Origin of the sequence: Nocardioides currus, assembly GCF_003057875.1 — a bacterium.
GTDB lineage: Bacteria > Actinomycetota > Actinomycetes > Propionibacteriales > Nocardioidaceae > Nocardioides > Nocardioides currus.
Genome location: NZ_PYXZ01000001.1, coordinates 134,025 through 159,097 on the forward strand (window position 1 = coordinate 134,025; position 25,073 = coordinate 159,097).

Here is a 25,073-nt window from a genome sequence, read left to right on the forward strand (position 1 = left end):
GCCGGTTCAGCGCCCGCGGTTGCGGGGGTGCAGCTTCGCCGTCCGCTCGTTGCCGCGCTTGAAGTTGCCGGTCAGGCGCGCCATGAGCTCCTGGGGGTCGTCGTCCTCGACGTCGCGCAGGAAGTCGGCCGCCCGGCCGCCGCGCAGCGTCGTCGCCGGCTTCCCGTGATGGGTGATCCGCACGGAGCCGTCGGGCAGCTCGGCCCAGTCGAACCCCTCCGCCCGTCCCCCCATCAGCCGACCCAGAAGCCGCGGTCGCCCATGCCCCAGCCACCGAAGTGGTCGCGGTACGTCGATGCCGACCGGTCGCCGAGGTAGGACCCGACGACGGCGGCACCGAGGTCGTCGAGCTCGGGCGAGACCATCCGCCCCTCGACCCGGCGGGCCATCGACTCGATGAATCGGGCCAGGCCCGGGTCCTCGCCGAGCCGGAAGAACGTCGTCTGCGCACCGAGGCGGCGCGAGTTGTCGAGCTCGCGCACGGTGTGGGCGATCGTCTGCGGGTGGGGCGGGTAGGAGAACCACACGTCGCCGTCGGGCTCGAGGTGGCTGGTGGGCTCGCCGTCCGTGACGATCAGCAGCACCGGCTGGGCGTTGGGGTGCTTGCGGAAGTGGCGGTTGGCCAGCAGCAGCCCGTGGTGCAGGTTGGTGCCCTTGTCCCACCGCGCGTCGAGCCCGGTCAGGTGCTCGATCTCCATCACCTGCGCGTGCCGGCCGAAGCCGATCAGCTGCAGGTGGTCGCCACGGAAGCGCGACTGGATCAGCTGGTGCAGCGCGAGGGCCGTGCGCTTCATCGGCACCCAGCGTCCGTCCATGGCCATCGAGAACGACGTGTCGACGAGGAGGGCGACCGCGGCCTGGGTGCGCTCCTCGGTCTCCTGCACCTCGACGTCCTCGACCCGCAGGCGCAGCGGGGTCGTGGCGGCGCCGTCGCCGGCCGTGCGCAGGACGGCGTTGGTGATGGTGCGGGTGACGTCCCAGGGCTCCGTGTCGCCGTACTCCCAGCCCCGGGTCGAGCCGGACAGGTCGCCGGCTGCGCCGGCGTTGCGAGACTCGCGGGCGCCCTGGCGTCCCGACATCCGGGTCGCGACGTCGCGCAGGAGCGCCTTGCCGAGCTGGCGCATCGCCTTGGGCGAGAGGCGCATCTCGCCGTTGGAGCCGCGCTGGAGGTAGCCCGAGTCGCGCAGCGCCTTCTCCAGCTCGGAGAGCGTGCGCGCGTCGATCGCCGCTTGGTCACCGAGCTGGCGGGCGAGGGCGTCGAGGTCGACGTCGTCCATCCGCGCGCCGCCGTAGGACTGCGCCAGCTGGTCGGCCAGCGCGTCCAGCTCGGCGAGGTCCTGGAAGGCGCCGGTGCCGTCGCCGAGCCCGAGGCCCTGCTCGCCGCCGAAGTCCTCCGAGCCGCCCCAGTCGAGGTCGGGCCGCAGGGACTGGAGGTTGGCGTCCATCCGCGCGAGCTGCTGCATCAGCTCGGGCGAGCCGAAGGCCTGCTGCGAGAGCTCCATCAGCTCGGCCCGCTGCTCGGGCGTCATCGAGTTGAGCATCCGCTGCGCCGCGGCCGAGCGCTGCGCGAGGGCGTCCATCAGCTCGTCGATGTTCTGCGGGTTCTCCGGGAAGAAGTCGCCGTGCTTGTCCATGAAGTCGCGGAAGTCCTGGTCGGTGTCCTCCCCGCGAGCGTGCTTCTCCATCAGGTCGTTGAGGTCACCGAGCATCTCGTTGATGGCGGCCCGGTCCTCCTCGGTCGCGCCCTCCATCGCCTGCTTCATCCCGGCGAAGCGCTGGTCGAGGAGCTCGCGCCCGAGCAGGTCCTTGATCTCCTCGTAGGCCTCGCAGGCCTCCTGGGACGTCCAGTCGTAGCCGCTGAGCTCGCTCACCGCAGCCGCGGTCGAGTCGGGCAGGTTGGCCAGCTGCATCTCGCGGAAGTCGCGGTCGGCGTCGTCCATCACAACGTCCCGGGCGAGCTGGCCGCGCTCGGCGAGCACGGCCTTGTCGAGCAGCTCGCGGACCTGCTGCATGGTGCCGTCGAGGTTGTGCCGCTGGAGCAGGTCGCGCCGCTTCTCCGCGATCCGCCGCGCGAGGTCGTCGAGACCCTGCTGGTCCTGCCCGCCGCGCCGCAGGAACTCCCGCATCGCGCGCTCGGGCGAGTAGCCCGCCATCACGTCCTGCCCGATCGCGTCCAGCGCCTCGGCCAGGTCGACCGGTGGGGCGAGCGGGTCGCCGCCGTCGTACCTGCGGTAGCGGCTCACGGCTTGCGCCTCATCCAGATGTCGTCGGGCCACGGCGGGTTGGCGACCGTCTCGGCCTCGACGAAGCCGTGCGCGGCGTAGAACCCCGCGACCCGGTCGTTGCCGTCGACGCGTTCGAGCCACAGCGTGCGGTCGCCGTTGAGCTCGATGATCGCGTCGAGCAGCCGCGTGCCGACGCCGGTCCCCTGGACCTCGGGGTGGACGTAGAGCTTCCACATCACCGAGCGGTCGTCCTTCGGGCCGAGGTTGGCCACGCCCACGATGCGCCCGTCGTCCTCGGCGACGACGTGCGGGATGCGCTGGAGCGAGGCACCCAGTCGCTCCAGCGACCACCACTCGTCGAGCATCCGTCGGGCGTAGGCCGCGTCGATGGGGTCGTACGTCGCGGGCACCACCGCCTCCCCCAGCGCGCGGATCGCGGGGACGTCGGCCACGGTGCCGGGCCGCAGGTCAGCCATAGATCGTCTCCCGGCCGTCGGACTCCTTGCCGACCCGGCGGGCGAGGTAGAGCCCCTCGAGCGCGAGCTCGACGGCGCAGGCCCGTTCGCCGTCGTTGGTCGCACCGATGCGCGCACCGATGTCGTCGTAGACCTCCGACTCGCCGAGCACCGGGAGCCCCGAGAGGAAGTCGCGCGCCGACGTGCGTCCGCTCGTCGCGATGGTCGCACCGTCCTCGACCGCCTCCACCAGCAGGCCGAGGTCGAGGCCCCGGAAGTGGCCGCGGACGGACTCGGCGATCGCCGTGCGCAGCAGGTGGGTGAGGACCTCGCCCTCGCGGCCCTCCTCGCCGGTCTCGAACTCGATCTTGCCGCCGAGCACCTCGACGGCGGTCTCGAGGTCGACGACCCGGGCGACGGCGACGTCCTCGCCGTTGACGGTGGCGCGGTGCAGGGCAGCCGCGGCGATCGTCTCCGCGCCGGCGATCGCGAAGCGCGCGCTCACGCCCGAGCGCTGGTCGACGGCGCTCGACTCGCGCAGGTTGCGGGTGAAGCGGGCCAGGATCTCGATGAGCACGTCGGGGACCTCGGCGACCAGCTCCGCCTCCTGGCGGATCACCGCGATCTCGTCGACGACCTCGAGCGGGTAGTGCGTGCGGATCTCGGCGCCGAAGCGGTCCTTGAGCGGGGTGATGATGCGCCCGCGGTTGGTGTAGTCCTCGGGGTTGGCGGAGGCCACGACCAGCACGTCGAGCGGCAGCCGCAGGACGTAGCCGCGGATCTGGATGTCGCGCTCCTCCATCACGTTGAGCATCGCGACCTGGATCCGCTCGGCGAGGTCGGGCAGCTCGTTGATCGCCACGATCCCCCGGTGGGAGCGCGGGATCAGGCCGAAGTGGATCGTCTCCGGGTCGCCCAGCGAGCGTCCCTCCGCGACCTTCATCGGGTCGACGTCGCCGATCAGGTCGGCCACGCTCGTGTCGGGGGTCGCCAGCTTCTCGGAGTAGCGCTCGTCGCGGTGGCGCCAGGAGATGCGCAGGTCGTCGCCGTACGTCGCGTGCGACTGCTTCGAGGAGACGGTGATCGGGTCGTAGGGGTGCTCGCCGAGCTCGGAGCCGGAGATGACCGGTGACCACTCGTCGAGCAGGCCGACCAACGAGCGGAGCAGCCGGGTCTTGCCCTGACCGCGCTCGCCGAGGAGGACGAGGTCGTGGCCGGCGATCAGCGCGCGCTCGAGCTGCGGGACGACCGTGTCGTCGAAGCCGTGCAGCCCCGGCCACGGGTCGACGCCCTCGCGCAGGCGCGCGAGGAGGTTGTCACGGAGCTCGACGCGGAGGGGCTTGAGCTCGTGGCCGGAGGCGCGGAGCTCGCCGAGGGTGGAGATGGCAGGTGAGGTGGTCACCTGTTCAACGCTAGACCCGCGGGCAAGCAAGGTCGGGCGCATCGGTCCCGCGACGTGGGACCAACGACCCTGACGTCCCCGCGCGGCCCGCGCCGACGATGGGGGCCAACCCACGAGTCGGAGGTGCGTCATGGCGGAGCTGCGGAACCTGAGCCGGAGCGAGTGCGAGGCGCTGCTGCGGCGCGGCGAGGTCGGGCGCGTGGCGCTGGCGACCCCGACCGGACCGCACATCGTGCCGGTCAACTACACCGTGAGCCGCGGCGACGTCGTCGTCGCGACGGCGCCCTACAGCGTGCTCGGGAGCTCCGGGCGCGACACCCTGCTGGCGTTCGAGGTCGACCACGTCGAGCACGCCCAGCAGCGCGGCTGGAGCGTGGTCGTGAGGGGACGGGCGGAGATGGTGGAGGACCCCGAGGAGGTGCGCACGCTGGGACGCCTGCTGCCGCGGCCGTGGGCGTCGGGGACCCGCACGCTCTACCTCCGCATCCCGCTGGACGAGGTGAGCGGACGCCGCCTCGGCGGCGGCTGGGACCTCGAGGCCACCATGCCCCAGCGCCCCACGACCTGAGTCCGGCGGGTGTTGGCACACGACGAGGGACCCGCCCGGTCACCCGGGCGGGTCCCTCGTCGTGCTCCCCCACGCTCATCGCAGGACGGGATACCTCCGCACCGTCCGGGTGCGCGCCCACGGTCGGCCCAGGCCCCACGTGCCGCCGGCCGCGGCGAGGGCCAGCACCACCATGACGATCACGCCGACGAGGTGGTCGTCGACCACGGGGTTGTTCTCGAGCGGCAGCGACGCGGCGTACATGAAGGCGTACATCAGGGCGCCGGCGGCGGTGCCGATCCGCATCCCGACGCCCAGGAGCAGCGTGACCCCGATCCCGAGCAGGCCCAGCATGAAGAGCCAGTCGACGACCGCGTGGCCGGCGAGGCCGTTGAAGAAGCCCTTGAACGGGTTGTCGGCCGGGATGGCGAAGCTCAGGAAGCCCTCGGTCGGGCTGCCGCCGTTGATCCAGGCGGCGTCGCCGAAGCGGTGCAGCACCCCCTCCTGGTCGTAGCCGGTGTGGAAGCCCAGGGCGAAGGTCTTGTCCAGGAAGGCCCACAGGAAGATGACGCCGTAGGCGATGCGCAGGACCGCGATCGCCCGGTCGAGCGGGGACTCGGTCGCCGCGACGTCCGGGGTGTCGAGCCCCTCGCTGGCGACGTGGTGGTGGCGGGGGATGACGGTCATGGCGAGCCCTCCTGCTGGTGGTGGTTTCCTGGCACCTCCACCCTCGCGAGGCCGGGGCGGCACCGGCAGGGGACGAGGTCCCCTGGTCGGGCGCCGAAGGTCCCTACCGACCGGGACCGAGGAGCTTCGAGGCCAGCACCGCCGCCTGCGTGCGGCGCTCCACGCCCAGCTTGGCCAGGATGCTCGAGACGTAGTTCTTGACCGTCTTCTCCGCCAGGAACATCTGCTCTCCGATCTGGCGGTTGGTGAGCCCCTGGGCGACGTGCTCCAGGATGCTCAGCTCCTGCTCGGTGAGGGCGGCCAGCTCGGGCGCGGTCGCCGGCCCGTTGCGCACCCGTTCGAGGACCCTCGCGGTCAGAGCCGGGTCGATCAGCGAGTTGCCGGCCGCCACCTGGCGCACGGCGTTCACGAGGTCGCTGCTGCGGATCTCCTTGAGGACGTATCCCGCGGCGCCGGCCATGATCGCCGCGAACAGCGCCTCGTCGTCGTCGTAGGACGTCAGCACCAGTGCCTGGACGTCCGGGTCGACCGAGCGGACGGCCCGGCACACCTCGATCCCCGAGCCGTCCGGGAGCCGGGCGTCGAGCACCGCGACGTCGGGCCTCAGCGCCGGGATCCTGGCCGTGGCCTCGACGGCGGAGGCGGACTCGCCGACGACCTCGATGTCGTCGTGCCGCTCGAGCAGGACGCGCAGGCCCTCCCGCACGACGTCGTGGTCGTCGAGGAGGAAGACCCGGATCGGCGTGCTCACGCGCCCATCGAAGCAGGCCTACAGCTCGAGGTACATCACGTGCAGACCGACCCGCCCGTGCGTGGGGTGGTCGAAGGCGCGCGGGACGGTACCGACGATCTCGAAGCCGAGGTCCTGCCAGAGGCGTACGGCGACGGTGTTGGTCTCCACCACGGCGTTGAACTGGATTCCGGCGAACCCGGCGGCGCGGTGCCACTGCACGACGTGCTCGCCGAGCCGCCGCCCGACACCGCGCCCGCGCGCAGCGGGGTCGACCATGAACGACGCGGTGCCGACGTGCGCGCCGCGGCCCGGGCGGTTGGGCCCCATCTTGGCGCTGCCGAGGACCGCTCCCTCTTCCTCGAGCACGACGACGTGGTCCGTCATCCACCACGGCCGCGCCGTGTCGATCGTCAGGTCGATCGGGAAGGCGTAGGTCTCCCCCGCCCGGACGATCTCGTCGAAGATCGGCCAGATCGCCGGCCAGTCGGCGTCGGTGGCGGTGCGGACGGCGGTGCTGCTGCTGGTGCCGCTGTTGGTGCGACTGGTCATGACTTCCCCTCAATCGTCGATGTGGTGCCGGCGCCTGCGGCGGATCATGGAGGTGACGAAGGAGGCGCACCATGTCGCTCGAACACCGCCCGGTCGCGATGATGCTCCCCGTCACCGATGTCGACCGCGCACAGCAGTTCTACGCCGAGACCCTCGGCCTCGACTTCACCGGCCGCAACGACGAGGGCAGCGCGATGTTCGTCCTCGGCGGCGGCACCACCCTCGTGCTGCTCCCCCGCCCCGACAGCCATCCGGCCGAGAGCACGGCGATGAGCTTCGAGGTCGAGGACGTCACCTCGGAGATCAGCGCTCTGGAGGGGCGCGGGGTGACCTTCGAGGACTACGACCTGCCCGACGTCAAGACGGTCGACCACGTCTGCGAGTTCGGCGACGAGCGGGCGGCGTGGTTCAAGGACCCCGACGGTCACGTGCTCTGCCTGCACCAGGGGGTCACCTAGCCGCGCGCCCGGCCGGCCTCAGGCGCCGGTCGCGCCGTCCACCGACTCGCGGATCAGGTCGGCGTGGCCGTTGTGGCGTGCGTACTCCTCGATCATGTGGATCAGGATCCAGCGCAGGTCGAAGGGCTGTCCGGTGTGGCGGCTGGCCACCTTGGCGACCGTGTCGAGGTCGTCGCCGATCTTGTCGAGGATCCGGTCGCTGGCCGCGATCGCGTCGTCGAGCAGGCCGAGGAGCACCTCGGGCGAGTCGTCGGCCGCCGTGCGGAACTCCCAGTCGGGGTCGCCCTCCCAGTCCACGCCCTGCCACGGCGCCGCGTCCTCGCGCCCGAGCAGCACCACCGAGAACCAGTTGTCCTCCACGAGCGCCATGTGCTTGAGCAGGCCGCCGAGGGTGAGCGTGCTCGGGGCGAGGGGCCGGGCGAGCTCCTCCTGGGTCAGGCCCGCGGCCTTCTGCTTGAGGGTCTGGCGGTGGAAGTCGAGCCACGCGCGCAGCTGGACGGCCTCGGGGCCGGAGGTGGGCGGGTCGGGGCGATCGGTCATGGCGGCGACGCTAGCGGCCGCGCCGGGGGCCGGGCGACACCTTTAGGCTCGCCGGGTGTTCACTCGCGACTGCCCGTGCGGGTCCGCAGCGCCGTACGACGCCTGCTGCGGTCCGCTGCACCGCGGCGCCGCCACGGCGACGACCCCCGAGCAGCTGATGCGCTCGCGGTTCGCGGCCTACGCCCTCGGCGAGACCGACTACGTCTTCCGCACCTGGCACCCACGCACCCGCCCCGACGACCTGTCTGCCGATCCGGGGCTCACGTGGACCCGGCTCGAGGTGCTCGACGCCCGTGGCGACGCGGTGGAGTTCGTCGCGCACTACGACTCCCCCGCCGGGCCCGGCGAGCTGCGCGAGCGCAGCGTCTTCGAGCAGCGCGGCGGGCGCTGGGTGTACGTCGCCGCATTGCCCTGACCCGCGCGGCCCTCAGGCCGGCGGGCGGTCGGTCAGGCAGTAGTGCATCCCGGCGGGGTCCTCGAGCACGGTCCAGAAGCTGTGCTCGGAGACGACGTGCGCGCCGAGCCCGACGTGGCGCAGGATCTCGCGGTCGCGCTGCGAGCAGGCGAGGTCGAGGTGCGCACGGACCGGCCCGTCGTCGCCGGTGCGTTGCATCAGGATGCGCAGCGCCTGGTCGTCGGGGCGGACCAGCCGGTCGAACTCGGGCAGCGATGCGCCCGACCGCGGCCAGCCGAGCAGGGACTGCCAGAACCCGGCCTCGTCCTCGAAGGTCTCCCGCGGGATGTCGAGGCAGACCTGGTCGATGGCGCTGCGTGAGCCACCCGGCCAGGAGGCTGCGGGAGCAGCAGTGCCGGCCGGGTGGTTGACCAGGCAGAAGGTCAGTCCACCGGGCGAGCGCAGCACGACGTAGCCCTGATCGGCACGCTGGTCGGCGACCTCGACGGCGCCGAGGCCGATCGCCCGGTCGGCCTCGGCCCGCGGGTCGGGGACGTGCACGTCGAGGTGCAGCCGCGGGGCGCCGTCGCCGACCCGCTGCATCTTGAGGTGGGGGTCGCCCTCCGCCGGGGTCAGGGTGAGGAACTCCTCGTCGTCGCCCCGGCGGGCCGACGGCGTCCAGCCGCTCACCGCCGACCAGAAGTCGACGGCGGGCTCGAAGTGCGGTGGGGGTACGTCGAGGAAGGCGGTCAGCCAGAACATGGACCGACCCTAGGGAACCTGGCAGTCCCGCGCGACCGCACCGTCGGACGGCAGCCGGGACGTCCGACGACGTGGTTGGCCCGACAGCCGCATCGTCGGACGTCCCGCGGGACCGCTGCGGGTCAGAGGGCCGGACCCTGGCCGCGCAGCTTGTCGACCTCGGCCATCGCGTCGCGCAGCTGGCCGAGCCACTCGTCGGCGTGCTCGCCGACCAGCCGGACCGACCACGCGAGCGCGTCGGAGCGGGAGCGGGCCACGCCCGCGTCCACGAGGGTGTCGAGCACCTGCCGCTCCGGCTGGCGCAGTCGCGTCATGACCGGGGCGGACACGTGCGTGAAGAGTGCGGTGGTGTCGCCGAGGCGGGCGCCCCACGAGACCTTGCGCTGGTAGCGCGACTCGGCCTCGAGGGCGATCTCGATGCGCTGCTCGCGGGTGTCGGACCGGAAGCGGCTGATCCGCCCCTCGGCCTCGGCATCGGTGGCGGACTCGTCGGCCAGGGTGCCGATCACGAGGATCTCCTCGCGGTCGGTGCTCACCTCGACCGAGTCGAACCACTCGGACGGGAGCCGGCCGGCGAACCAGTCGGCGGCGTCGGTGGCGCTGGGCAGGTCGGCGACCTGCCAGCCGCCGCGGCCACGACCGCCGGGACCGCCGCGGCCGTGCGGGCCACCTCGTCCGCCACGCCCTCGCCCGCGGCGCTCGCCGCGGGTCTCGTTGTTCTCGGAGCTGTCGTCTGGGGTGTTCATCATGTGTCTCCTTGCTTCGTTCGTTACATAATTACACCGTTACAAGAGTGCCAGCGCAAGCGTATTCCCGGACCGACCACCGGAGATCTCAGCGCGCGTCGACCCAGCGCTCGCCGACGGGTTCGGGCACCACCCCGCCGCCCGTCACCTCCGCGACGACCGGGCCCACGGTGTCGGGGTCGCGGGAGCCGACGACGAGGCGCACGTCGGCGCCGTACGCCGCATCGAGCACCACCAGGCCGCGTGCCCGCAGCTCCCCCTCCACCCGTCCGGCGTCGGCGTGACCCAGGCGGAGGGCGAACTCGGTCACGAGGTCGCGACGCAGCGTGCCGGCCTCCGCGAGGGCGAGCCGGACGGTGTCGCCATACGCCCGGACGAGACCGCCGGCACCGAGCAGCGTGCCCCCGAACCACCGCGTCACCACCGCCGCGACGTCGCTGACGCCCGCCCCGCGCAGCACCTCCAGCATCGGCGCGCCCGCCGTGCCGGCCGGCTCGCCGTCGTCGGACGACCGCTGGAGCGAGCCGTCGGGCCCGAGCACGAAGGCCGAGCAGTGGTGCCCGGCGTCGGGATGGGCGCGTCGGAGCCCAGCGACCAGCGCGCGGGCGTCAGCCTCCGAGCCGACCCGGCGCAGCGTGCACGCGAACCGCGAGCGGGACACCTCCAGCTCGGCCCGAGCGTCGCGGGCCAGCGTGAGGTAGGACCTCACTCGCCCTTGCCCTCCCTCTTGCCCTCGACGGTGCTCTCGACCGCGCTGTCCTGGGCGCTCTCCTCGTCGCCCTCGTCCTGCCGCTCCTCCCACGACACCGAGACCTTCTCGAAGCCCTTGTGCCGCTGCATCCGGGCGTACGACGCGTAGGCCCGCCGGTCCGCCGGCGTCAGCTCGACGGCGTCGGTGAAGGGGGTCAGCAGCGCGCGGGGGAAGAGCCGGCGCGCGATCACCACGTTGATCTCCATCGCGAGCACCGCCATCACGGCGCCGATGAACAAGAACCCGACCAGCCCGAGGACGAGTCCGAAGGTCTTGGTCATCGACGTGGTGTCGACGAGCACGTTGGCGACGTACAACGCACCGAGGAACTGCAGGAGCTGCCACATCAGCGCGAGCGCGAACCCGCCCGGCGCGGCCCGTCGGAAGCTGTGCTGCCCGGTCGCGGCGTAGCGGAACAGGACCGAGAGCATCGACCCGACCACGAGCACGGTGAGGACCGGCACCAGGCCCGGCACGCCGACGTCGAGGAAGGACGTGGTCGTGGTGGCGATCGTCGACACGACGGTCACCGACAGCAGCGCGGCGCCGGCGGTGATCAGCAGGACGAGGCTCTTGAAGCGTGCGTAGAACGGGTTGGGGCGGGAGTTGCGTGGCACCGACCAGGCGACGTGCATGGCGTTCTGGAGGCAGTTCGCGAGGCCCAGGGATCCGTAGAGCGCGGCCAGCGAACCGAAGGCGATGCCGGACGCCGACCCCGTCAGTCCCTCCGGGCGGCCGAGCTGGTCGCCGATGATGGGGAACTGGCTCAGGGCGGAGTTGAGGATGTCCTCCTGCCACTCCGGCTTGGCGCCGAGCACGAAGCCCAGGATCGAGGTGCCCAGCAGCATCAGCGGGAAGATCGAGACGAACGCGTAGTAGGTCATCATCGCGGCCAAGTAGTTGCCCTGGTCGTCGAAGAACTTGTAGATCACCGCGAGCGGGAACCCGATGACCGGATGCCGGCGCTGGAAGCCGTCGATCGTCCCCACCACGCCCACGGAGCGAACGCTACCGGCAGGCTCGCAGCGGGAGCCTCACCACGCGTGGAGCAGTCCCCCACCGAGTCGCACGACCAGGGCCGTGACGACGACGAGGAAGAAGATCCGCACGAAGCGCGAGCCGCGGGCGACCGCGACCCGCGCACCGGCGTAGCCGCCCACGATGTTGGCCACCGCCATCAGCGGCGCGAGCTGCCACAGCACGGCCCCCTGCGGGACGAAGACGACCAGGGCCGCGAGGTTGGTCGCCCAGTTGGCGAGCTTGGCCTTGGCGGAGGCCTCGAGGAAGTTGTAGCCGAGCAGCCCCACCAGCGCGAAGACGAAGAACGAGCCGGTCCCCGGGCCGATCGCGCCGTCGTAGAAGCCGACGGCGAGGCCCGTCACGAGCACGGCCGAGACGTGCTGCCCGCCGCTGAACCGCAGCTGGGTCAGCGACCCGACGCTCGGCCGGAACCAGACGTAGGCGCCCACGAGCACGAGGATCACCAGGATGATCGGGTCGAAGGCCGAGCGGGGCATGAGGGACGCCACCAGGGCGCCGCCGAACGAGCCGACGAAGGCCGCGAGCATCAAGGGCCCGAAGGTGCGCGGGTCGGGTCGGATCCTGCGGAAGTACGTCGCCGCGCTGATCGTGGTCCCGCAGAACGACGCCAGCTTGTTGGTGGCCGCGATCTGCACGACCGACGCGCCAGGCAGCCCGATCAGCAGGGCGGGGAGCTGGATCAGGCCGCCGCCACCGACGACGGCGTCGACGAACCCGGCCGCGAGGGCCGCGAGCACCAGGAGCGCGATCGTGGTGGTCGACAGCTCCATGCGTGCCACCCTAGGGGCCGTGCGCATCGTCTCCCTGCTGCCCTCGACCACCGAGATCCTGTTCGCGATCGGGGCCGGTCAGGACGTGGTGGGGGTGACGTTCGAGTGCGACTTCCCGCCCGAGGCGCGCACCCGGCGGATCGTCTCGACGAGCGCGATGCCGGAGGGACTGACGCCCAAGGAGATCGACGACTTCGTGGTCGCCGCGACGGCTGCCGGTCAGGACCTCTACCGCCTCGACGAGGGCGCGCTCGCCGACCTCGACGCAGACCTCGTCGTCACCCAGGACCTGTGTGCGGTGTGCGCGGTGGACGTGTCCGTGGTCGACGACGCACTCGCCCACCTCGGCTGCACGGCCGAGGTCCTCACCCTCGACCCGCACACCCTCGACGAGGTGTTCGCCACGATCCACACCCTGGGACGGGCGACCGGCCGCGAGGACGCAGCCGCCTCGCTCGTGGCCGGGCTCCACGCCCGCCTCGCCGAGGTCGTACGCCGCGTGGCACACCGACCGCGGCCACGGGTCGTGCTCCTGGAGTGGACCGACCCGCCGTTCGCCCCCGGGCACTGGATCCCCGAGATGATCGACCTCGCCGGCGGCGAACCGGTGCTCGGCGTCGCCGGGGCGAAGAGCGTCCGCACGACGTGGGCCGACGTCGACGCGGCCCGCCCGGACCTGGTCGTGGTGGCGCCGTGCGGCTACGACCGGGCGGGTGCCCGGGCGCTGGCCGACGAGATAGCCGGGGAGCTGCCCAGCGGCGTACGCGTGCATGCCGTGGACGCCGATGCCGCATGGGCTCGCCCGGGCCCGCGCCTGCTCGACGGGATCGAGGAGCTGGCGCGGGTCCTGGACGAGATGTGCGCGTCTAGCGCGTGAACTTCTCGACCTGGATCAGGTCGTAGCCCCGGGGCATGACCTGGCCGAGGCCGGGGCACTGCAGCGTGCCCGACGCCCCGGGCTCGAGCTCCTCGTCGGAGCGGCAGATCAGCGTCGCCTGGAGCTTGTCGTCGCCGACGAAGACGATCTCGAAGATCGCGAACCGGGACTCGTCGCCGTCGTTGGTCACCTCGGCGGTGATCTGCGGCTGCTCCGACTCCTCCATCTCGATCGTCGCCGTCGTGCTGTCGAGGGTCCAGCCCTTCGCGACCGTGAAGTCGTTCCAGGTGAACTCGTCGCCGAGCTCGACCTGGACCTTGGCGTCCTCGCCGGTGGCAGCGTCGCCGGAGCCGGAGTCGTCGGAGCAGCCGACGGCGAGCACGAGGAGCAGGGCAGCGAGCGCGGCCCGCAGGAGGATCGTCACGGGCTTCATCATCACCCGCGGGCCAAGAAGGCGAGCAGGTCCTGGCGCGTCAGCACCCCGACCGGCTTGCCGTCCTCGTGCACGAGCACCGCGTCGGACGACTCCAGGAGACCGACCGCCTCGCGGGCCGGCGACGTCGAGCCGATCGAGGGCAGCGAGGCCGACATGTGCTGCTCGACCGGGTCGGTGAGCTTGGCGTGGCCCGCGAACAGCGCGTCGAGCAGGGCACGCTCGGACACCGAGCCCGCGACCTCGGCGGCCACGATCGGCGGCTCGGCGCGGACGACGGGCATCTGCGAGACGCCGTACTCCTGGAGGATGTGCACGGCCTCGGCGACCGTCTCGCTCGGGTGGGTGTGCACGAGGTCGGGCAGCCGACCCGACTTGCCGCGCAGCACCTCGCCGACCGTGCGGTCCTGCGAGTCGCCGGCGGTGGCGAAGCCGTACTGCCCCAGCCACTCGTCGTTGAAGACCTTGGTGAGGTAGCCGCGACCGGAGTCGGGCAGCAGCACCACGATCACCGCGTCGGTGCGGCCCTCGGCGGCGAGCTCCTCGGCGAGCTGCTTGGCGGCGAAGGCGGCCATGCCCGACGAGCCGCCGACGAGCAGCGCCTCCTCGCGGGCCAGGCGGCGGGTGAAGGCGAAGGAGTCGGCGTCGGAGACCTCGATGATGCGGTCGGCGACCGTGCGGTCGTAGGTGTCGGGCCAGAAGTCCTCACCGACGCCCTCGACGAGGTAGGGGCGACCGGTGCCGCCGGAGTAGACCGAGCCGGCCGGGTCGGCGCCGATGACCTGGACCTCGGGGTTCTGCTCCTTGAGGTAGCGACCGATGCCGGAGATGGTGCCGCCGGTGCCGACGCCGCACACGAAGTGGGTGATCTTGCCGTCGGTCTGCTCCCAGACCTCCGGACCGGTGGTCTCGTAGTGCGAGCGCGGGTTGTGCGGGTTGGAGTACTGGTCGGGCTTCCAGGCGCCGGGCTGCTTGGAGAGCCGGTCGCTGACGTTGTAGTAGGAGTCGGGGTGCTCCGGGGCGACGGCGGTCGGGCAGACGACCACCTCGGCGCCGTACGCCTTGAGGACGTTGCGCTTGTCCTCGCTGACCTTGTCGGGGCACACGAAGACGCACTTGTAGCCCTTGGCCTGCGCCACCATCGCGAGCCCGACGCCGGTGTTGCCGGAGGTCGGCTCGACGATCGTGCCGCCGGGCTGCAGCTCGCCGGAGGCCTCGGCGGCCTCGATCATGCGGGTCGCGATGCGGTCCTTCACGGATCCGCCGGGGTTGAGGTACTCGACCTTCGCGAGCACCAGCGGTCCGTCGGCCTTCCCGAGATCGTCGAGAGAGGTGGAGAGCCTCAGCAGCGGGGTGTTGCCGATGAGGTCCAGGAGAGAGTTCACGAATTTCACCCGGTCAATCTAGCCACCTACCGGCCATTAACATGAAGTCGTGGGGACAGCAGGGGCAGCGCGCAAGCTCGCATCGGCGGCGGCATTCGGGGGCGGCGGCCTGTCCGTGCTGGGAGCCGGGTTGTACGGCGTCCTGCGGGCCGAGGCCAAGCTCGCGCGCCGGGCCATCGGCGAGCCGAGCGCCGGCCACCGACCGCCGGAGTCGAGCGGGTGGTACGGCCGTGGCCGGCCCGGGCCGGCGATCCGGCTCGTGCTCCTGGGCGACTCCAGCGCCGCCGGCTACGGCGTCGACCGGGTCGAGGACACACCCGGCGCACAGCTGGCGAGCGGGATCGCGACGCAGGCCAACCGCCGCGTCCACCTGCGCGAGTTCGCCAAGGTCGGCGCCCGCTCCAGCGACCTCGCGGTGCAGGTCGAGGCGGCCCTGCTGACCGAGCCCGACATCGCGGTCATCCTGATCGGCGCCAACGACGTGACCCACTCGGTGCTGCCGTCGCAGTCGGTGCAGCACCTCGCCGAGGGTGTGCGCCTCCTGCGCGAGGAGGGCTGCACCGTCGTCGTCGGCACCTGCCCCGACCTCGGCACCATCAAGCCCATCGCTCCCCCGCTCAAGCAGGTCGCCCGCTCGTGGTCGCGCCGGCTGGCCGCGGCGCAGACGATCGCCGTGGTCGAGGAGGGCGGCCGCACGGTCGCGCTCGCCTCGATCCTCGGGCCCGAGTTCGCCGCCGCGCCGGCCGTGCTGTTCGGCCCCGACCAGTTCCACCCCTCCGCCGACGGCTACAAGCAGCTCGCGTCGGTGCTGATCCCCTCGTGCCTGGCCGCGCTCGGCCTGATCCCCGAGGACGAGGCGCTCCCCGAGGCCTACCGCGGCGAGGGCGTCCTGCCCGTCGCGGCCGCCGCCGTACGCGCCGTCAAGACGCCCGGCACCGAGCTCGGCGGCACCGAGGTCTCGGGCGCCCAGCGCGGGCTGCGGGGGCGCTGGGTCGAGCTGCGGCACCGGCGTCGTCACCCGCACGCCGAGGTCGAGTCGCCCGAGGAGACCGAGGACACCGAGGCGTCACCCGACCAGGAACCGGCCGCGATCGACGGGTAACGGGTCGAACGTGACACTCCCGCCCCCACTGGTGGGGGCGGGAGTGCTTCTTTCGACCCGTTACTCGCGGACGGGCCCGGAAATGACGCCGACCCGACGTCTCGATGACGTCGGGCCGGCGGAGCGGGGCAGGCTCAGTCCTGCTGGAAGATCGCCAGGATCCGCAGCAGGTTGGTGTAGATCCAGACGAGGCTGACGGTCAGCGCAAACGCGGCCCGCCACGACTCTCGCTCCGGGAGCCCGGCGCGGACGCCCTGCTCGACGAAGTCGAAGTCGAGGATCAGCATGAAGACACCCAGCACGAGGCCGCCGATGGCGAACACGAGGCCGAGGCCGCCGAAGCCGAAGAAGCCGATCTGGTTGCCGAAGAAGCCCAGCACCATCTCGAGCAGGCCCAGCGCCACCATGCCGAACATGGCCGCGACGACGAACGTGCGGAACTTGTTGCCGACCTGGATGTCGAAGAACTTGTACGCCGCCAGCGTGCCCGCGAAGGCCGCGAAGGTGCCGATCACGGCCTGCAGGACGATGCCGGTGTCGACACCCGCGTAGGCCGGGATGATCTTCGAGAACGCGCCGAGCGCCACGCCCTCGAGCGCGGCGAAGGCGAGCACCAGCGCGGGGCTGATGATCTTCTTGAACGAGTTGACCATCGACAGCGCGAAGGCGCCGAACGAGCCGACCATCAGCGCGAGGTAGAGCTTGCCGATGTTGTCCTCGTTGGCGAGGCCGCTCTCGGTGATCGAGTCGCCGGTCCAGAACCACGTGAGCGCCGCGAAGGCGATCACGACGGCCAGGGTCATGGCGGTCTTCTGGACGACCGAGTCGACGGTCATCCGGCCCTGGTCGACCTGCTGGGTCGGGGTGCCGGTGCCCCACTGCGAGGGGTCGCCGTACTCGGGGGCGGAGGGAGCCTGGCCGTAGCCGGGGTAGGCCTGTCCACCACCGGCGTAGCTCTGGTTGCCGTAGGCGTTGGCCGTCCCGTTGAACTCCTCGGAACGGTTGAAAACCGGGTTGTTGCTCTTCATGGTCTCTCCTTGGAGGCCGTGTGGTGTGCCGCCACCTTACTCGGCGGCTACTCATCCAAACGTGCGAGCAGGGCCCGGTGTTCCCGTGGGGACGGCGATCCGGGCCCTGCTCAGGGGATTCTCAGGAGCGCACGAACAGCGCGAACTTCCGCGAGGTGCGCTGGTGGGCGTCGTCGCCGGCGATCGTCACCTTCAGGGTGCGCCGTCCGGCCCTGGCCAGCTCGGGCACCCGGACGACGAGCCGCCCGTCGGCCTTGAGGACCGCCTTCAGCGAGCCGTCGTACCCGCCGATGCGGACCACGACGTCACCACCGGGTCCGCCGGCGGTGGTCGCGACCCGGAGGACGACCGTGCCCCGACGGCCCGTCGACACGACGAGCTTGCCCTTACCTGCCTTGGCGATCGTCACGCTGCCCACGGCCGGAGCCGAGGTCGGGGCCGAGGTCGGGGCCGCCGTCGGGGCCGTCGTGGGGGTGGGCGTCGGCGTGGGCGTCGGCGTGGGGATCGGCGTGGGGGTCGGGGTGGGCGTCGGCGGGACCTCGCACGGGATCGTGCCCGAGCGCAGCGAGTGCCCGTCGGTGTCGCCGTCGTCGCTCCACACGACCTCCTTGCTGCCCGCGCCGCAGGTCGACTGCGGCGCGATCGCGAAGCCCTCGTTGTTCAGGTTGGGCATCCCCACCGGGCGGTCGAAGGCCTGTGCGACCCGGAACGCCCCGGCGTCGTCGAGCTCCATCGTCACGGTGACGCCGTCGCAGCTGTCGTCACACACGGCCCACAGGCGCTGCTGCTCCGGGTCCCAGCTGACGTCCATGGCGCCCTTCGGGCCGGCGTTCGTGGTCAGCTCCGGGTCGAGCGTGGCGACGAGGTGTGCCGTCTCCTGCACGGCGGCGGTCTGGTCGAGCGCCACGACGTGGAGCAGCCCGGTGCCCTCGACGGCGACGACGTAGAGGCCGGTGCCGTGGTGCGGATAGGTCGCCGGGTCGTACGCCGCGCCGGTGGCCTGGTCGACGAACCCGCCCGCGGTGAGGGCGTTGTCCGGGATCCAGGTGATGCCCTCGAGACCGAGGTTGGCGCCCACGGTGGGCAGCAGCGCGTTGAGCGACCACTCGTCGGTGGCACTGATCGGGCCGCCACCGGTCGAGGTGCCCGGCTCGTAGCGCAACACGGCGTTCCTGCTGACCCCGCTGACGGAGTTGTCGCGCTCGGTGGCGAGGTAGACCGCGCCGTCGGGGCCGATCGTGATGCCCTCGGAGTCGGGCGCCCCGGTGCCGTCCGCGTAGCGCGGGTCCCTGCCACCCGCCCAGCCGCTCGCGGGCACCCACGCGCTGCCGCTCTTCGTCATCTTCCACAGCGTGCCGGCCTTGTTCTGCGCGACCCACAGCGTGGTCGGGTCGGTCGGGTCGAAGACCACGCCGCTGGCGTCCTGGTTGAAGGTCGCCGCGTCGTCGGAGACCTGGACGGTCTGCGAGCCCGGCCACGGCGCCCGGTCGAGGCCGGGACACTGGTTGGCGGCGCCGCGGGTGAGGGCGGCGGTCGCGATGAACGCGCCGACCCCGTCCTTGCACCGGCCGTAGGACGGGACACCGTGGGTGGTCCAGGCGAACGAGTCGATCAGCTTCGCGGTCGGGTCGAAGAGGCGTACGGCGTCCGAGCCTCCGAGCCCGGCGGCCAGGGCGTCGACCACGAGGTGGCCGTGGGCGGGCACGACGCTGGGGCTGGGCAGGGTCGTCGGGTTGGTGTCCCCGCTGTCCTTGACCACCCAGCCGGCGACGTCGATGTCGGTGCCCGAGAGGTTGACGAGCTCGACCCAGTCGGGGTTGGGGTCGGAGACGACCTCGTTGAGACGGATCGGGCTGCAGGCGTTGGCGGCACCGCGGGTCGCGACGGTGGTCTCCTGCCAGGCGCCCGTGCCGTCGGGGCAGCGACCCAGCGTCGTACCGGCGTGGCCCCCCGACGACGCGTGCTCGTCGACCTTCGTCGTCCCGTCGGCGAGGTAGAGCGTCACGGTGTCGTCGACCCCGAGGCCGAAGCCGGGCGGCGGGAACTCGGTGTAGGTCGCGTAGAACCCGCCCGGGGCGATCACCGTGTTGGCGGGGATCGTGACGAACGGGTTGCTCGCGCCGGCGTCCTTGAGCCTCCATCCGGAGACGTCGGCCGGGGTGCTGCCCGTGTTGGTGAGCTCGACCCAGTCGGCGACCGCGTCACCGTTGGACTCGATCTCGTTGAGCCGGACGCTGCTCGGGTCGAACCCACTGGGGCAGGCGTTCGCGGCGGCCTTGGTGGCCGACACGGTGGCGACGAAGTCACCCGTGCCGTCGGCGCAGCGCCCGTACGTCGTCGTCGCGTGGGTCGTCCAGGAGTAGGAGTCGACGAGGGTGGTGCCGTCGGCGGCGAAGACGCGCGCGGAGTCGGCGCCGCCGAGGCCGAAGCCACCCACGACGCCCGGGCCCTCGGTGTGGATCGCGAGGTGTCCGCCGGGCGCGACGACGGAGCCGGCCGGGAAGGTGAGGGTCCGGCTGTCGTCGCTGTCCTTGACGACGAAGCCGGAGACGTCCGCCGCGGTCGATCCGGTGTTGGTGACCTCGATCCAGTCCGCGACCGGGTCACCGTTGGACTCGACCTCGTTGATCCTCACGTCGGTCACGGCGTCGGCAAGGGCCGACGTCGCCGTGAGCGTGGTGAGGGTGACGGCGGCGAGGGCTCCCGCCAGGGCACAACGAAGCGCAACGCGCATGGACTGACTCCAGGGCTCGGAAGGGGTGTGGCTGACCAGCCGAGCGAAACGTCGCGGAGGCCGACGAACGGAGGCAGAACCGCGGGCGAACCGACGACCAACGGGGCGTGTGGAGTGGAGGTCCTGCCCGCGAGGTGCCCCCGGTGGGGGTCGAACCCACACTGTGCGGTTTTTAAGACCGCTTCCTCTGCCGATTGGGATACGGGGGCGAGTGGCCCGCGAAGGCTACGCGGTCCGCAGGGACCAGGCGATGCCCTCGAGGATGTCGGACTCGCTGACCAGCAGCTCGTCGACGGTGGTGCGCCGCAGCACCCGCGAGGCGATCAGCGCACCGGCGTCGATGACGTCGGCGCGGCCCGGGTGCATGTAGCCCAGGGCGAGGCGCTCGGCGACGGTCATCGCGACCAGCCGGTCGACGTGGGAGTGCACGTCCGCGTGGGTGTGCACGGAGCGGTCGATCGCCTCGGGGTCGTACGCCGCCAGGTCGAGCACCCCGGCCGCGAGCGTGGTCATGGTGCCGGCGATCCCGACCACCGTGGCCGCGGCGGCGAGGTCGACCCCGCTCGCGTCGAGCTGGTCGTCGATGTCGCGGACGACGGCCTCGATCTCCTCCCGGGTCGCCGGGTCGTGGCGCACGTGGCGCTCGTGGAGGCGCACCGAGCCGACGTCCATCGAGCGGGCCGCCACGACGCCGGCGTCGTCGCCCAGCACCACCTCGGTCGAGCCACCGCCGATGTCGACGACCAGGATCGGGCGCGCCGCCTCGTCGGGGACGTTGCTCATCGCGCCAGCGAAGGCGACGGCGGCCTCCTCGTCGCCGCTGAGCACCTCGGGCTCGACCCCGAGCCGGGCCAGCACGCCGGCCCGGAACTGCGCCGCGTTGTCGGCGTCGCGCGTGGCCGAGGTGGCGCAGAACCTGATCGTCTCGACGTCGTGCTGCGAGATCAGCGCGGCGTACGTGTCGATCGCGGCGAAGGCGCGCTCCAAGGCCTCGTCGGCGAGCCGGCCGGTCGCGTCCACCCCCTGCCCGAGCCTGACCATGCTCGACTCACGCACGAGCACCTCGAGGCCGGCGTCGGTGTGCTCGCCGATGAGGAGCTTGATGGTGTTGGTGCCGCAGTCGACGGCGGCTACACGCACGGGCCCGGCTCCCACCACTCGCCCAGCAGGTCGAGGACCTCGTCGCCGAGCGGGTTGACGCCGCGGCCCATCGCCAGCGACTGCCCGGCCAGCACGTGCAGACACTTGACCCGGTCGGGCATGCCTCCGGCGGAGATGCCCTCGATCTCCGGGACGTCGTGGCCCGACTCGGTCGCCAGGGCGCCGCGGAAGGCGAGGTAGGACTCGTGCGCCGCGGCGTACGCCGCGGCGAGCTCGGGGTCCTCACCGAGCCGGTCCTGCATCTCCTTCATCAGGCCGGAGCCCTCCAGGGTCCCGATCCTCGAGGCCGCGCGCGGGCAGGTGAGGTAGAAGGTCGTCGGGAACGGCGTGCCGTTGGGCAGCCGAGGCTCCGTGGTGACGACGTCGGGGTTGCCGCACGGGCAACGGTGGCCGACGGCGTGGATGGCGCGGGGCTCGCGGCCGAGCTGCGCGGCGATGGCTGCTTCGTCGTTCGGGTCGATCACGAGCCGATCATTTCACTGGTCGGTCACGGGGTGGAGGCCGCACCCGCGCGGCCGTCGATCTCCGTGGCGGGGCCGTCGGTGGGCGCCGGCGGGTCGCCGGCCATCTCGACCGAGGCCCAGGCGTTGTCCCACCACGCCGTCGGGACGGTCTTGATCACGTCGTCCGGGTCGCTGAGCGAGGTCTGGCTCTCCAGCGGCTTGCCGTCCTTGTCGAGCACCAGGAAGCCGGTCTCGCCCGGCATGAGGTAGCCGAAGCGGGCCCGGGCCTGGGCCTTGACGAACGCGGGGTCCTCCCAGCGCTTCTTCTCCCGCTCGAGGGAGTTGATCGCGCTCTCCCGCTCGGCGATGGCGACCTTGAGGTCGCCGATGTGGGCACGCTGCTGGAGGTAGGCGCGCAGCGAGGATGCGTACGACACGGTGAGCACCGCCAGCACCAGCACCAGCACGGCGGCGCGGCCGGTGAAACGGGGGCGACGCGGCGTCGGCCTGCTCGTCGCGCCGACGGGGGCCGTCGCCGCGGACCTGGCGCGGGCGGCGCTGCGGTCGGAGCCGCTGCGCTCCGTCCGCCCGGTGCGGGTGCCCGGGCGCGTGCTGCCGCCGGGTCCGCCCCGGGGGGTGCGTCGCGGCGCGGCGCCGGGTCGGGACGGGGAAGCCATGCGAGCAGTCTGCCTCGCGCGGCAGCCAGATCCCGGGACCACGCGCCGGTCCGGTGTCGCCGCACCGCCGCGGGCGGTCGCGGTCGATCGCAGTCATCCGATGTCGGGGATCGACCGAGACCTCGCCGCGGACCCGCATCCGGACGGGTGTGCGGCGATCCCGTCCACGTCCTCTCCCCAGGTCCGTGACCGTGCTGGTCACTCTCAGGGACGGGGACCGGTTGGACCGGTCCGTTGGTTGTCCGGTGGCGAGCGCCGCCTTGCCGCACGCGGCTGCGGCGCTCGCGTCAGGCTCAGCCGGAGAAGCGCGGGAAGGCGCCCCGCCCGGCGTAGCGTGCGGCGTCGCCGAGCTCGTCCTCGATGCGCAGCAGCTGGTTGTACTTCGCGACGCGGTCGGAGCGGGCCGGCGCACCGGTCTTGATCTGGCCGCAGTTGGTGGCCACCGCCAGGTCGGCGATCGTGGTGTCCTCGGTCTCGCCCGAGCGGTGGCTCATCATGTTGCGGAAGCCGGCCCGGTGGGCGAGGTCGACCGCGTCGAGGGTCTCGGTCAGGGAGCCGATCTGGTTGACCTTGACCAGCATGGCGTTGGCGTTGCCGCCGTCGATGCCGCGCTGGAGCCGCTCGACGTTGGTGACGAACAGGTCGTCGCCGACGATCTGGATCTTGTCGCCGACCTGGTCGGTCATGGCCTTCCAGCCGGCCCAGTCCTCCTCGTCGAGCGGGTCCTCGATCGAGACGATCGGGTAGGACGCGACGAGGTCGGCGTAGTAGGCGACCATCTGGTCGGTGGTCTGCTTCTTGGCCTCGAAGACGTACTTGCCCTTGTCGTGGAACTCGCTGGCCGCGACGTCCATCGCCAGCGCGAAGTCCTTGCCCAGCTTGAAGCCGGCCACCTTGATCGCCTCGGCGATCAGGTCGAGCGCGGCGCGGTTGGACTCGAGGTCGGGGGCGAAGCCGCCCTCGTCGCCGAGGCCCGTCGAGAGGCCCTTCTTCTTCAGCACCGACTTGAGGGCGTGGTAGACCTCGGCGCCCTGGCGCAGCGCCTCGGAGAACGTGGGCGCGCCGATCGGCGCGATCATGAACTCCTGGATGTCGACGTTGGAGTCGGCGTGCGAGCCGCCGTTGAGGATGTTCATCATCGGCACCGGCAGCAGGTGGGCGTTGGGGCCGCCGACGTAGCGGAACAGCGGCAGGCCGGCCGACTCGGCGGCCGCGCGGGCCGTGGCGAGCGAGGCGCCGAGGATGGCGTTGGCGCCGAGCTTGGCCTTGTTGGGGGTGCCGTCGAGGTCGAGCATCGCCCGGTCGACCACGCGCTGGTCGTCGGCCTCGAGACCGACGATCGCGCCGGAGATGTTCTCGGCGACCGCCTTGACGGCCTTCTGCACGCCCTTGCCGAGGTAGCGCTTGCCCCCGTCACGCAGCTCCACGGCCTCGAAGGCACCGGTGGACGCGCCGCTGGGGACGGCCGCGCGGCCGAAGGCGCCGTCGTCGAGCAGCACCTCGACCTCGACCGTGGGGTTGCCTCGCGAGTCGAGGATTTCGCGGGCGCCGACAGCTGCGATGGATGCCATGGGGTGCTCCTGGAGATCGAGAAACGAGTCGCCTCACCCTAGACCCGCGGGCGCCCCCTGCCGCCAGCCCACGACGGGCATGAGAATCCGCGCGGACCGACTAGCGTCTCGGTCGTGTCCACCGCCGCCGACCGCTTCACCGCGTTCGTCGAGCTGATCGCTCCCGACGTCGACGCGATGCCGACGACGGCGGCCCAAATGGCCGGGCTGGCCGGCCTGTCGCCGTCGCAGTTCGAGCGCGTCGCCCGCGCCGTGGTGGGCGAGTCGCCCGCGAGGTTTCGCGGACGCATCCTGATGGAGCGGGCGTCGTACCTCATGCTGACGACCGATCGGAGGCTGCTGGACATCGCCGTCGACAGCGGCTTCTCCAGCCACGAAGCCTTCACGCGGGCGTTCCGGCGCGAGTTCGGGGTGCTGCCGTCGGTGTGGCGCACGGAGCCGACGTCGTTCCGCATCGAAGCACCCAACGACGTGCACTTCAGCCCGCCCGCTGGCCTCCGCCTGCCGGCCCGTCACAGGATGGACAGCGTGGACCTGGTCGTCGAGATGGTGGAGCACCACGTGTGGCTGGTCGGTCAGCTGGTCGACCGCGCCCAGCGGGTGTCCGACAGCGATCTCGACCACGTCTCCGAGCGCTCGGTCGACGGGATCGACGGCGGCACCCTGCGATGGGCGTTGTCGCGACTGGTCGGCCAGATGGAGATGTGGAACGCCGCCGTCCACGACGTGGGCTACGACTTCGGCGTCGAGGAGCACGAGTCGCCCACGTCGATGCGCAGGCGGCTCGACCGCGTCGGCCCCGAGTTCGTCGACAACGTCTCGTTGATCGCGGCCACCGGCCGCTTCGACGAGACCTTCGTCGAGGCGTTCTCGCCGACGCCACAGGTGTTGTCGTACGGCGCCATGGTGGCGCACGTCCTGACCTTCGCCGCGCACCACCGGCTGCTCGCGCTCTCCCGGCTGCGCGAGTGCGGCGTCACCGACCTCGGGTTCGGCGACCCGAAGCAGTGGTTCGCGATCGGTCGCGACGATGCGGCTCTCGATCAAGCGGACGACGGCTGAACGCGGCAGCGTGCGTGGTGTCGAGAGGAGACACCATGTCCATGAAGGCCCCCTACCGAGAGCCCCTGTTGCCGGCCGAGCCCGGACCGCGGGTCGTGCCCGAACCGCGACGACGGGGCGAGGAGGGCGGCGGCCGGTGCGGCGTGTGCGCCGGCTCCGCCGAGCCCGCCGTGTGGGGTGACGAGCACTTCACCCTGCACCCACCACGGACCTGCAGCCTGCCCGGCACTCTCTGGCTGGCCAGTCGCGACCACGTCGACTCCTTCCGCGACCTCTCCTCTGCGGCTGCGGCCGGGTTTGGACCGCTCGTCGCCCGGGTCGAGACCGCGATGCTCGAGGACCCCGGCGTCGGCCGCGTGCACGTCTACCGCTGGGGCGACGGCGCCGCCCACTTCCACGTCTGGATGATGCCGCGCCCGTTGGGCATGCTCGAGGCCAGCGGCATGATGCTGCCGCTGTGGGAGGACGCCCTGCCCGACGTGCCGGACGAGGAGTGCCGGACCGCGGCCCGGCGGGTCGTCGATCGGCTGGCGGGCTGAG

28 protein-coding genes and 1 tRNA gene are annotated in these 25,073 nt (G+C 72.1%); 7 read left to right on the forward strand and 22 right to left on the reverse strand.

Going from position 1 to position 25,073, the window contains the following annotated elements:
* Positions 1-6 precede the first annotated feature (6 nt).
* The 4 genes from C7S10_RS00655 to C7S10_RS00670 are packed head-to-tail and all read right to left on the reverse strand — an operon-like array spanning position 7 to position 4,082.
* Positions 7-234: a hypothetical protein gene (locus tag C7S10_RS00655; protein ID WP_108342492.1), complete on the reverse strand. Its 228-nt coding sequence runs from the start codon at positions 232-234 to the stop codon at positions 7-9.
* Positions 234-2,243 (reverse strand): vWA domain-containing protein, encoded by a 2,010-nt coding sequence (locus C7S10_RS00660; RefSeq protein ID WP_108342493.1) that lies wholly within the window; start codon positions 2,241-2,243, stop codon positions 234-236. Before C7S10_RS00660 ends, C7S10_RS00655 begins: the two co-directional genes overlap by 1 nt.
* The gene (locus tag C7S10_RS00665) at positions 2,240-2,701 is read right to left on the reverse strand and encodes a GNAT family N-acetyltransferase (protein WP_108342494.1); all 462 of its coding nucleotides are present in this window, start codon (positions 2,699-2,701) and stop codon (positions 2,240-2,242) included. The genes C7S10_RS00660 and C7S10_RS00665 overlap by 4 nt, the downstream gene beginning before the upstream one ends.
* Complete coding sequence (locus C7S10_RS00670; RefSeq protein WP_108342495.1) at positions 2,694-4,082, reverse strand: P-loop NTPase family protein; 1,389 nt, start codon at positions 4,080-4,082, stop codon at positions 2,694-2,696. The genes C7S10_RS00665 and C7S10_RS00670 overlap by 8 nt, the downstream gene beginning before the upstream one ends.
* A gap of 130 nt (positions 4,083-4,212) precedes the next feature.
* Here C7S10_RS00670 and C7S10_RS00675 point away from each other — a divergent pair, with 130 nt between their 5' ends.
* Complete coding sequence (locus C7S10_RS00675; protein WP_108342496.1) at positions 4,213-4,650, forward strand: pyridoxamine 5'-phosphate oxidase family protein; 438 nt, start codon at positions 4,213-4,215, stop codon at positions 4,648-4,650.
* 75 nt (positions 4,651-4,725) lie between these two features.
* Here the strand turns inward: C7S10_RS00675 and C7S10_RS00680 are convergent, their stop codons facing one another.
* The 3 genes from C7S10_RS00680 to C7S10_RS00690 form a co-directional block, all read right to left on the reverse strand.
* On the reverse strand, positions 4,726-5,316 hold the full coding sequence (locus C7S10_RS00680; protein ID WP_108342497.1) for a hypothetical protein: 591 nt from the start codon (positions 5,314-5,316) through the stop codon (positions 4,726-4,728).
* Positions 5,317-5,419: 103 nt separating this feature from the next.
* A complete protein-coding gene (locus tag C7S10_RS00685) occupies positions 5,420-6,067 on the reverse strand; it encodes a response regulator (protein WP_243395132.1) in 648 nt (215 codons plus the stop codon).
* Between the two features lie 18 nt (positions 6,068-6,085).
* Positions 6,086-6,598 (reverse strand): GNAT family N-acetyltransferase, encoded by a 513-nt coding sequence (locus tag C7S10_RS00690; RefSeq protein WP_108342498.1) that lies wholly within the window; start codon positions 6,596-6,598, stop codon positions 6,086-6,088.
* A 71-nt stretch (positions 6,599-6,669) separates the two neighbouring features.
* Here C7S10_RS00690 and C7S10_RS00695 point away from each other — a divergent pair, with 71 nt between their 5' ends.
* Positions 6,670-7,056, forward strand: coding sequence for a VOC family protein (locus C7S10_RS00695; protein ID WP_207769181.1), 387 nt, complete (start codon positions 6,670-6,672; stop codon positions 7,054-7,056).
* Between the two features lie 18 nt (positions 7,057-7,074).
* On the opposite strand, the gene C7S10_RS00700 is transcribed toward C7S10_RS00695, so the two are convergent.
* Positions 7,075-7,596 (reverse strand): DinB family protein, encoded by a 522-nt coding sequence (locus C7S10_RS00700; protein WP_108342499.1) that lies wholly within the window; start codon positions 7,594-7,596, stop codon positions 7,075-7,077.
* Positions 7,597-7,651: 55 nt separating this feature from the next.
* Here C7S10_RS00700 and C7S10_RS00705 point away from each other — a divergent pair, with 55 nt between their 5' ends.
* Positions 7,652-8,011: a YchJ family protein gene (locus C7S10_RS00705; protein WP_108342500.1), complete on the forward strand. Its 360-nt coding sequence runs from the start codon at positions 7,652-7,654 to the stop codon at positions 8,009-8,011.
* A 12-nt stretch (positions 8,012-8,023) separates the two neighbouring features.
* On the opposite strand, the gene C7S10_RS00710 is transcribed toward C7S10_RS00705, so the two are convergent.
* The 5 genes from C7S10_RS00710 to C7S10_RS00730 form a co-directional block, all read right to left on the reverse strand.
* Complete coding sequence (locus C7S10_RS00710; RefSeq protein ID WP_108342501.1) at positions 8,024-8,752, reverse strand: VOC family protein; 729 nt, start codon at positions 8,750-8,752, stop codon at positions 8,024-8,026.
* Positions 8,753-8,874: 122 nt separating this feature from the next.
* On the reverse strand, positions 8,875-9,498 hold the full coding sequence (locus C7S10_RS00715) for a hypothetical protein (RefSeq protein WP_279303144.1): 624 nt from the start codon (positions 9,496-9,498) through the stop codon (positions 8,875-8,877).
* Positions 9,499-9,586: 88 nt separating this feature from the next.
* The gene (locus C7S10_RS00720) at positions 9,587-10,207 is read right to left on the reverse strand and encodes an IMPACT family protein (RefSeq protein WP_108342502.1); all 621 of its coding nucleotides are present in this window, start codon (positions 10,205-10,207) and stop codon (positions 9,587-9,589) included.
* Positions 10,204-11,247, reverse strand: a complete 1,044-nt coding sequence (locus tag C7S10_RS00725; RefSeq protein WP_243395133.1) for a YihY/virulence factor BrkB family protein — start codon at positions 11,245-11,247, stop codon at positions 10,204-10,206. The genes C7S10_RS00720 and C7S10_RS00725 overlap by 4 nt, the downstream gene beginning before the upstream one ends.
* A 36-nt stretch (positions 11,248-11,283) precedes the next feature.
* Positions 11,284-12,060, reverse strand: coding sequence for a sulfite exporter TauE/SafE family protein (locus tag C7S10_RS00730; protein WP_108342503.1), 777 nt, complete (start codon positions 12,058-12,060; stop codon positions 11,284-11,286).
* Positions 12,061-12,079: 19 nt separating this feature from the next.
* Here C7S10_RS00730 and C7S10_RS00735 point away from each other — a divergent pair, with 19 nt between their 5' ends.
* On the forward strand, positions 12,080-12,937 hold the full coding sequence (locus C7S10_RS00735; protein ID WP_243395134.1) for a cobalamin-binding protein: 858 nt from the start codon (positions 12,080-12,082) through the stop codon (positions 12,935-12,937).
* Here the strand turns inward: C7S10_RS00735 and C7S10_RS00740 are convergent.
* Both C7S10_RS00740 and C7S10_RS00745 read right to left on the reverse strand, forming a co-directional pair.
* Positions 12,927-13,361, reverse strand: a complete 435-nt coding sequence (locus tag C7S10_RS00740) for a hypothetical protein (RefSeq protein WP_133176393.1) — start codon at positions 13,359-13,361, stop codon at positions 12,927-12,929. The genes C7S10_RS00735 and C7S10_RS00740 overlap by 11 nt on opposite strands.
* Positions 13,362-13,372: 11 nt before the next feature.
* Positions 13,373-14,764 carry a cystathionine beta-synthase gene (locus C7S10_RS00745; protein WP_108342505.1) on the reverse strand — a complete coding sequence of 464 codons (1,392 nt, stop codon included), beginning with the start codon at positions 14,762-14,764 and terminating at the stop codon, positions 13,373-13,375.
* Between the two features lie 40 nt (positions 14,765-14,804).
* On the opposite strand from C7S10_RS00745, the gene C7S10_RS00750 reads away from it, so the two are divergent.
* Positions 14,805-15,857: an SGNH/GDSL hydrolase family protein gene (locus tag C7S10_RS00750; RefSeq protein WP_108342506.1), complete on the forward strand. Its 1,053-nt coding sequence runs from the start codon at positions 14,805-14,807 to the stop codon at positions 15,855-15,857.
* Between the two features lie 134 nt (positions 15,858-15,991).
* Here the strand turns inward: C7S10_RS00750 and C7S10_RS00755 are convergent, their stop codons facing one another.
* The 7 genes from C7S10_RS00755 to eno form a co-directional block, all read right to left on the reverse strand.
* Entirely contained in the window at positions 15,992-16,885 is an 894-nt protein-coding gene (locus tag C7S10_RS00755) for a Bax inhibitor-1/YccA family protein (protein ID WP_108342507.1), read from the reverse strand.
* Between the two features lie 121 nt (positions 16,886-17,006).
* Positions 17,007-19,619: a lamin tail domain-containing protein gene (locus C7S10_RS00760; protein WP_108342508.1), complete on the reverse strand. Its 2,613-nt coding sequence runs from the start codon at positions 19,617-19,619 to the stop codon at positions 17,007-17,009.
* Positions 19,620-19,754: 135 nt separating this feature from the next.
* A tRNA-Leu gene (locus C7S10_RS00765) sits at positions 19,755-19,828 on the reverse strand.
* Between the two features lie 16 nt (positions 19,829-19,844).
* On the reverse strand, positions 19,845-20,759 hold the full coding sequence (locus C7S10_RS00770; protein WP_108343243.1) for a Ppx/GppA phosphatase family protein: 915 nt from the start codon (positions 20,757-20,759) through the stop codon (positions 19,845-19,847).
* Positions 20,750-21,244 carry a DUF501 domain-containing protein gene (locus C7S10_RS00775; protein WP_108342509.1) on the reverse strand — a complete coding sequence of 165 codons (495 nt, stop codon included), beginning with the start codon at positions 21,242-21,244 and terminating at the stop codon, positions 20,750-20,752. Before C7S10_RS00775 ends, C7S10_RS00770 begins: the two co-directional genes overlap by 10 nt.
* 23 nt (positions 21,245-21,267) lie before the next feature.
* A complete protein-coding gene (locus tag C7S10_RS00780) occupies positions 21,268-21,900 on the reverse strand; it encodes an FtsB family cell division protein (protein WP_108342510.1) in 633 nt (210 codons plus the stop codon).
* A gap of 293 nt (positions 21,901-22,193) precedes the next feature.
* Positions 22,194-23,471: a phosphopyruvate hydratase gene (gene eno, locus C7S10_RS00785; protein WP_108342511.1), complete on the reverse strand. Its 1,278-nt coding sequence runs from the start codon at positions 23,469-23,471 to the stop codon at positions 22,194-22,196.
* A gap of 114 nt (positions 23,472-23,585) precedes the next feature.
* Here eno and C7S10_RS00790 point away from each other — a divergent pair, with 114 nt between their 5' ends.
* Both C7S10_RS00790 and C7S10_RS00795 read left to right on the forward strand, forming a co-directional pair.
* The gene (locus C7S10_RS00790; RefSeq protein ID WP_108342512.1) at positions 23,586-24,533 is read left to right on the forward strand and encodes a helix-turn-helix transcriptional regulator; all 948 of its coding nucleotides are present in this window, start codon (positions 23,586-23,588) and stop codon (positions 24,531-24,533) included.
* Between the two features lie 35 nt (positions 24,534-24,568).
* Positions 24,569-25,072, forward strand: coding sequence for an HIT family protein (locus C7S10_RS00795; RefSeq protein WP_108342513.1), 504 nt, complete (start codon positions 24,569-24,571; stop codon positions 25,070-25,072).
* Position 25,073: the final 1 nt, after the last annotated feature.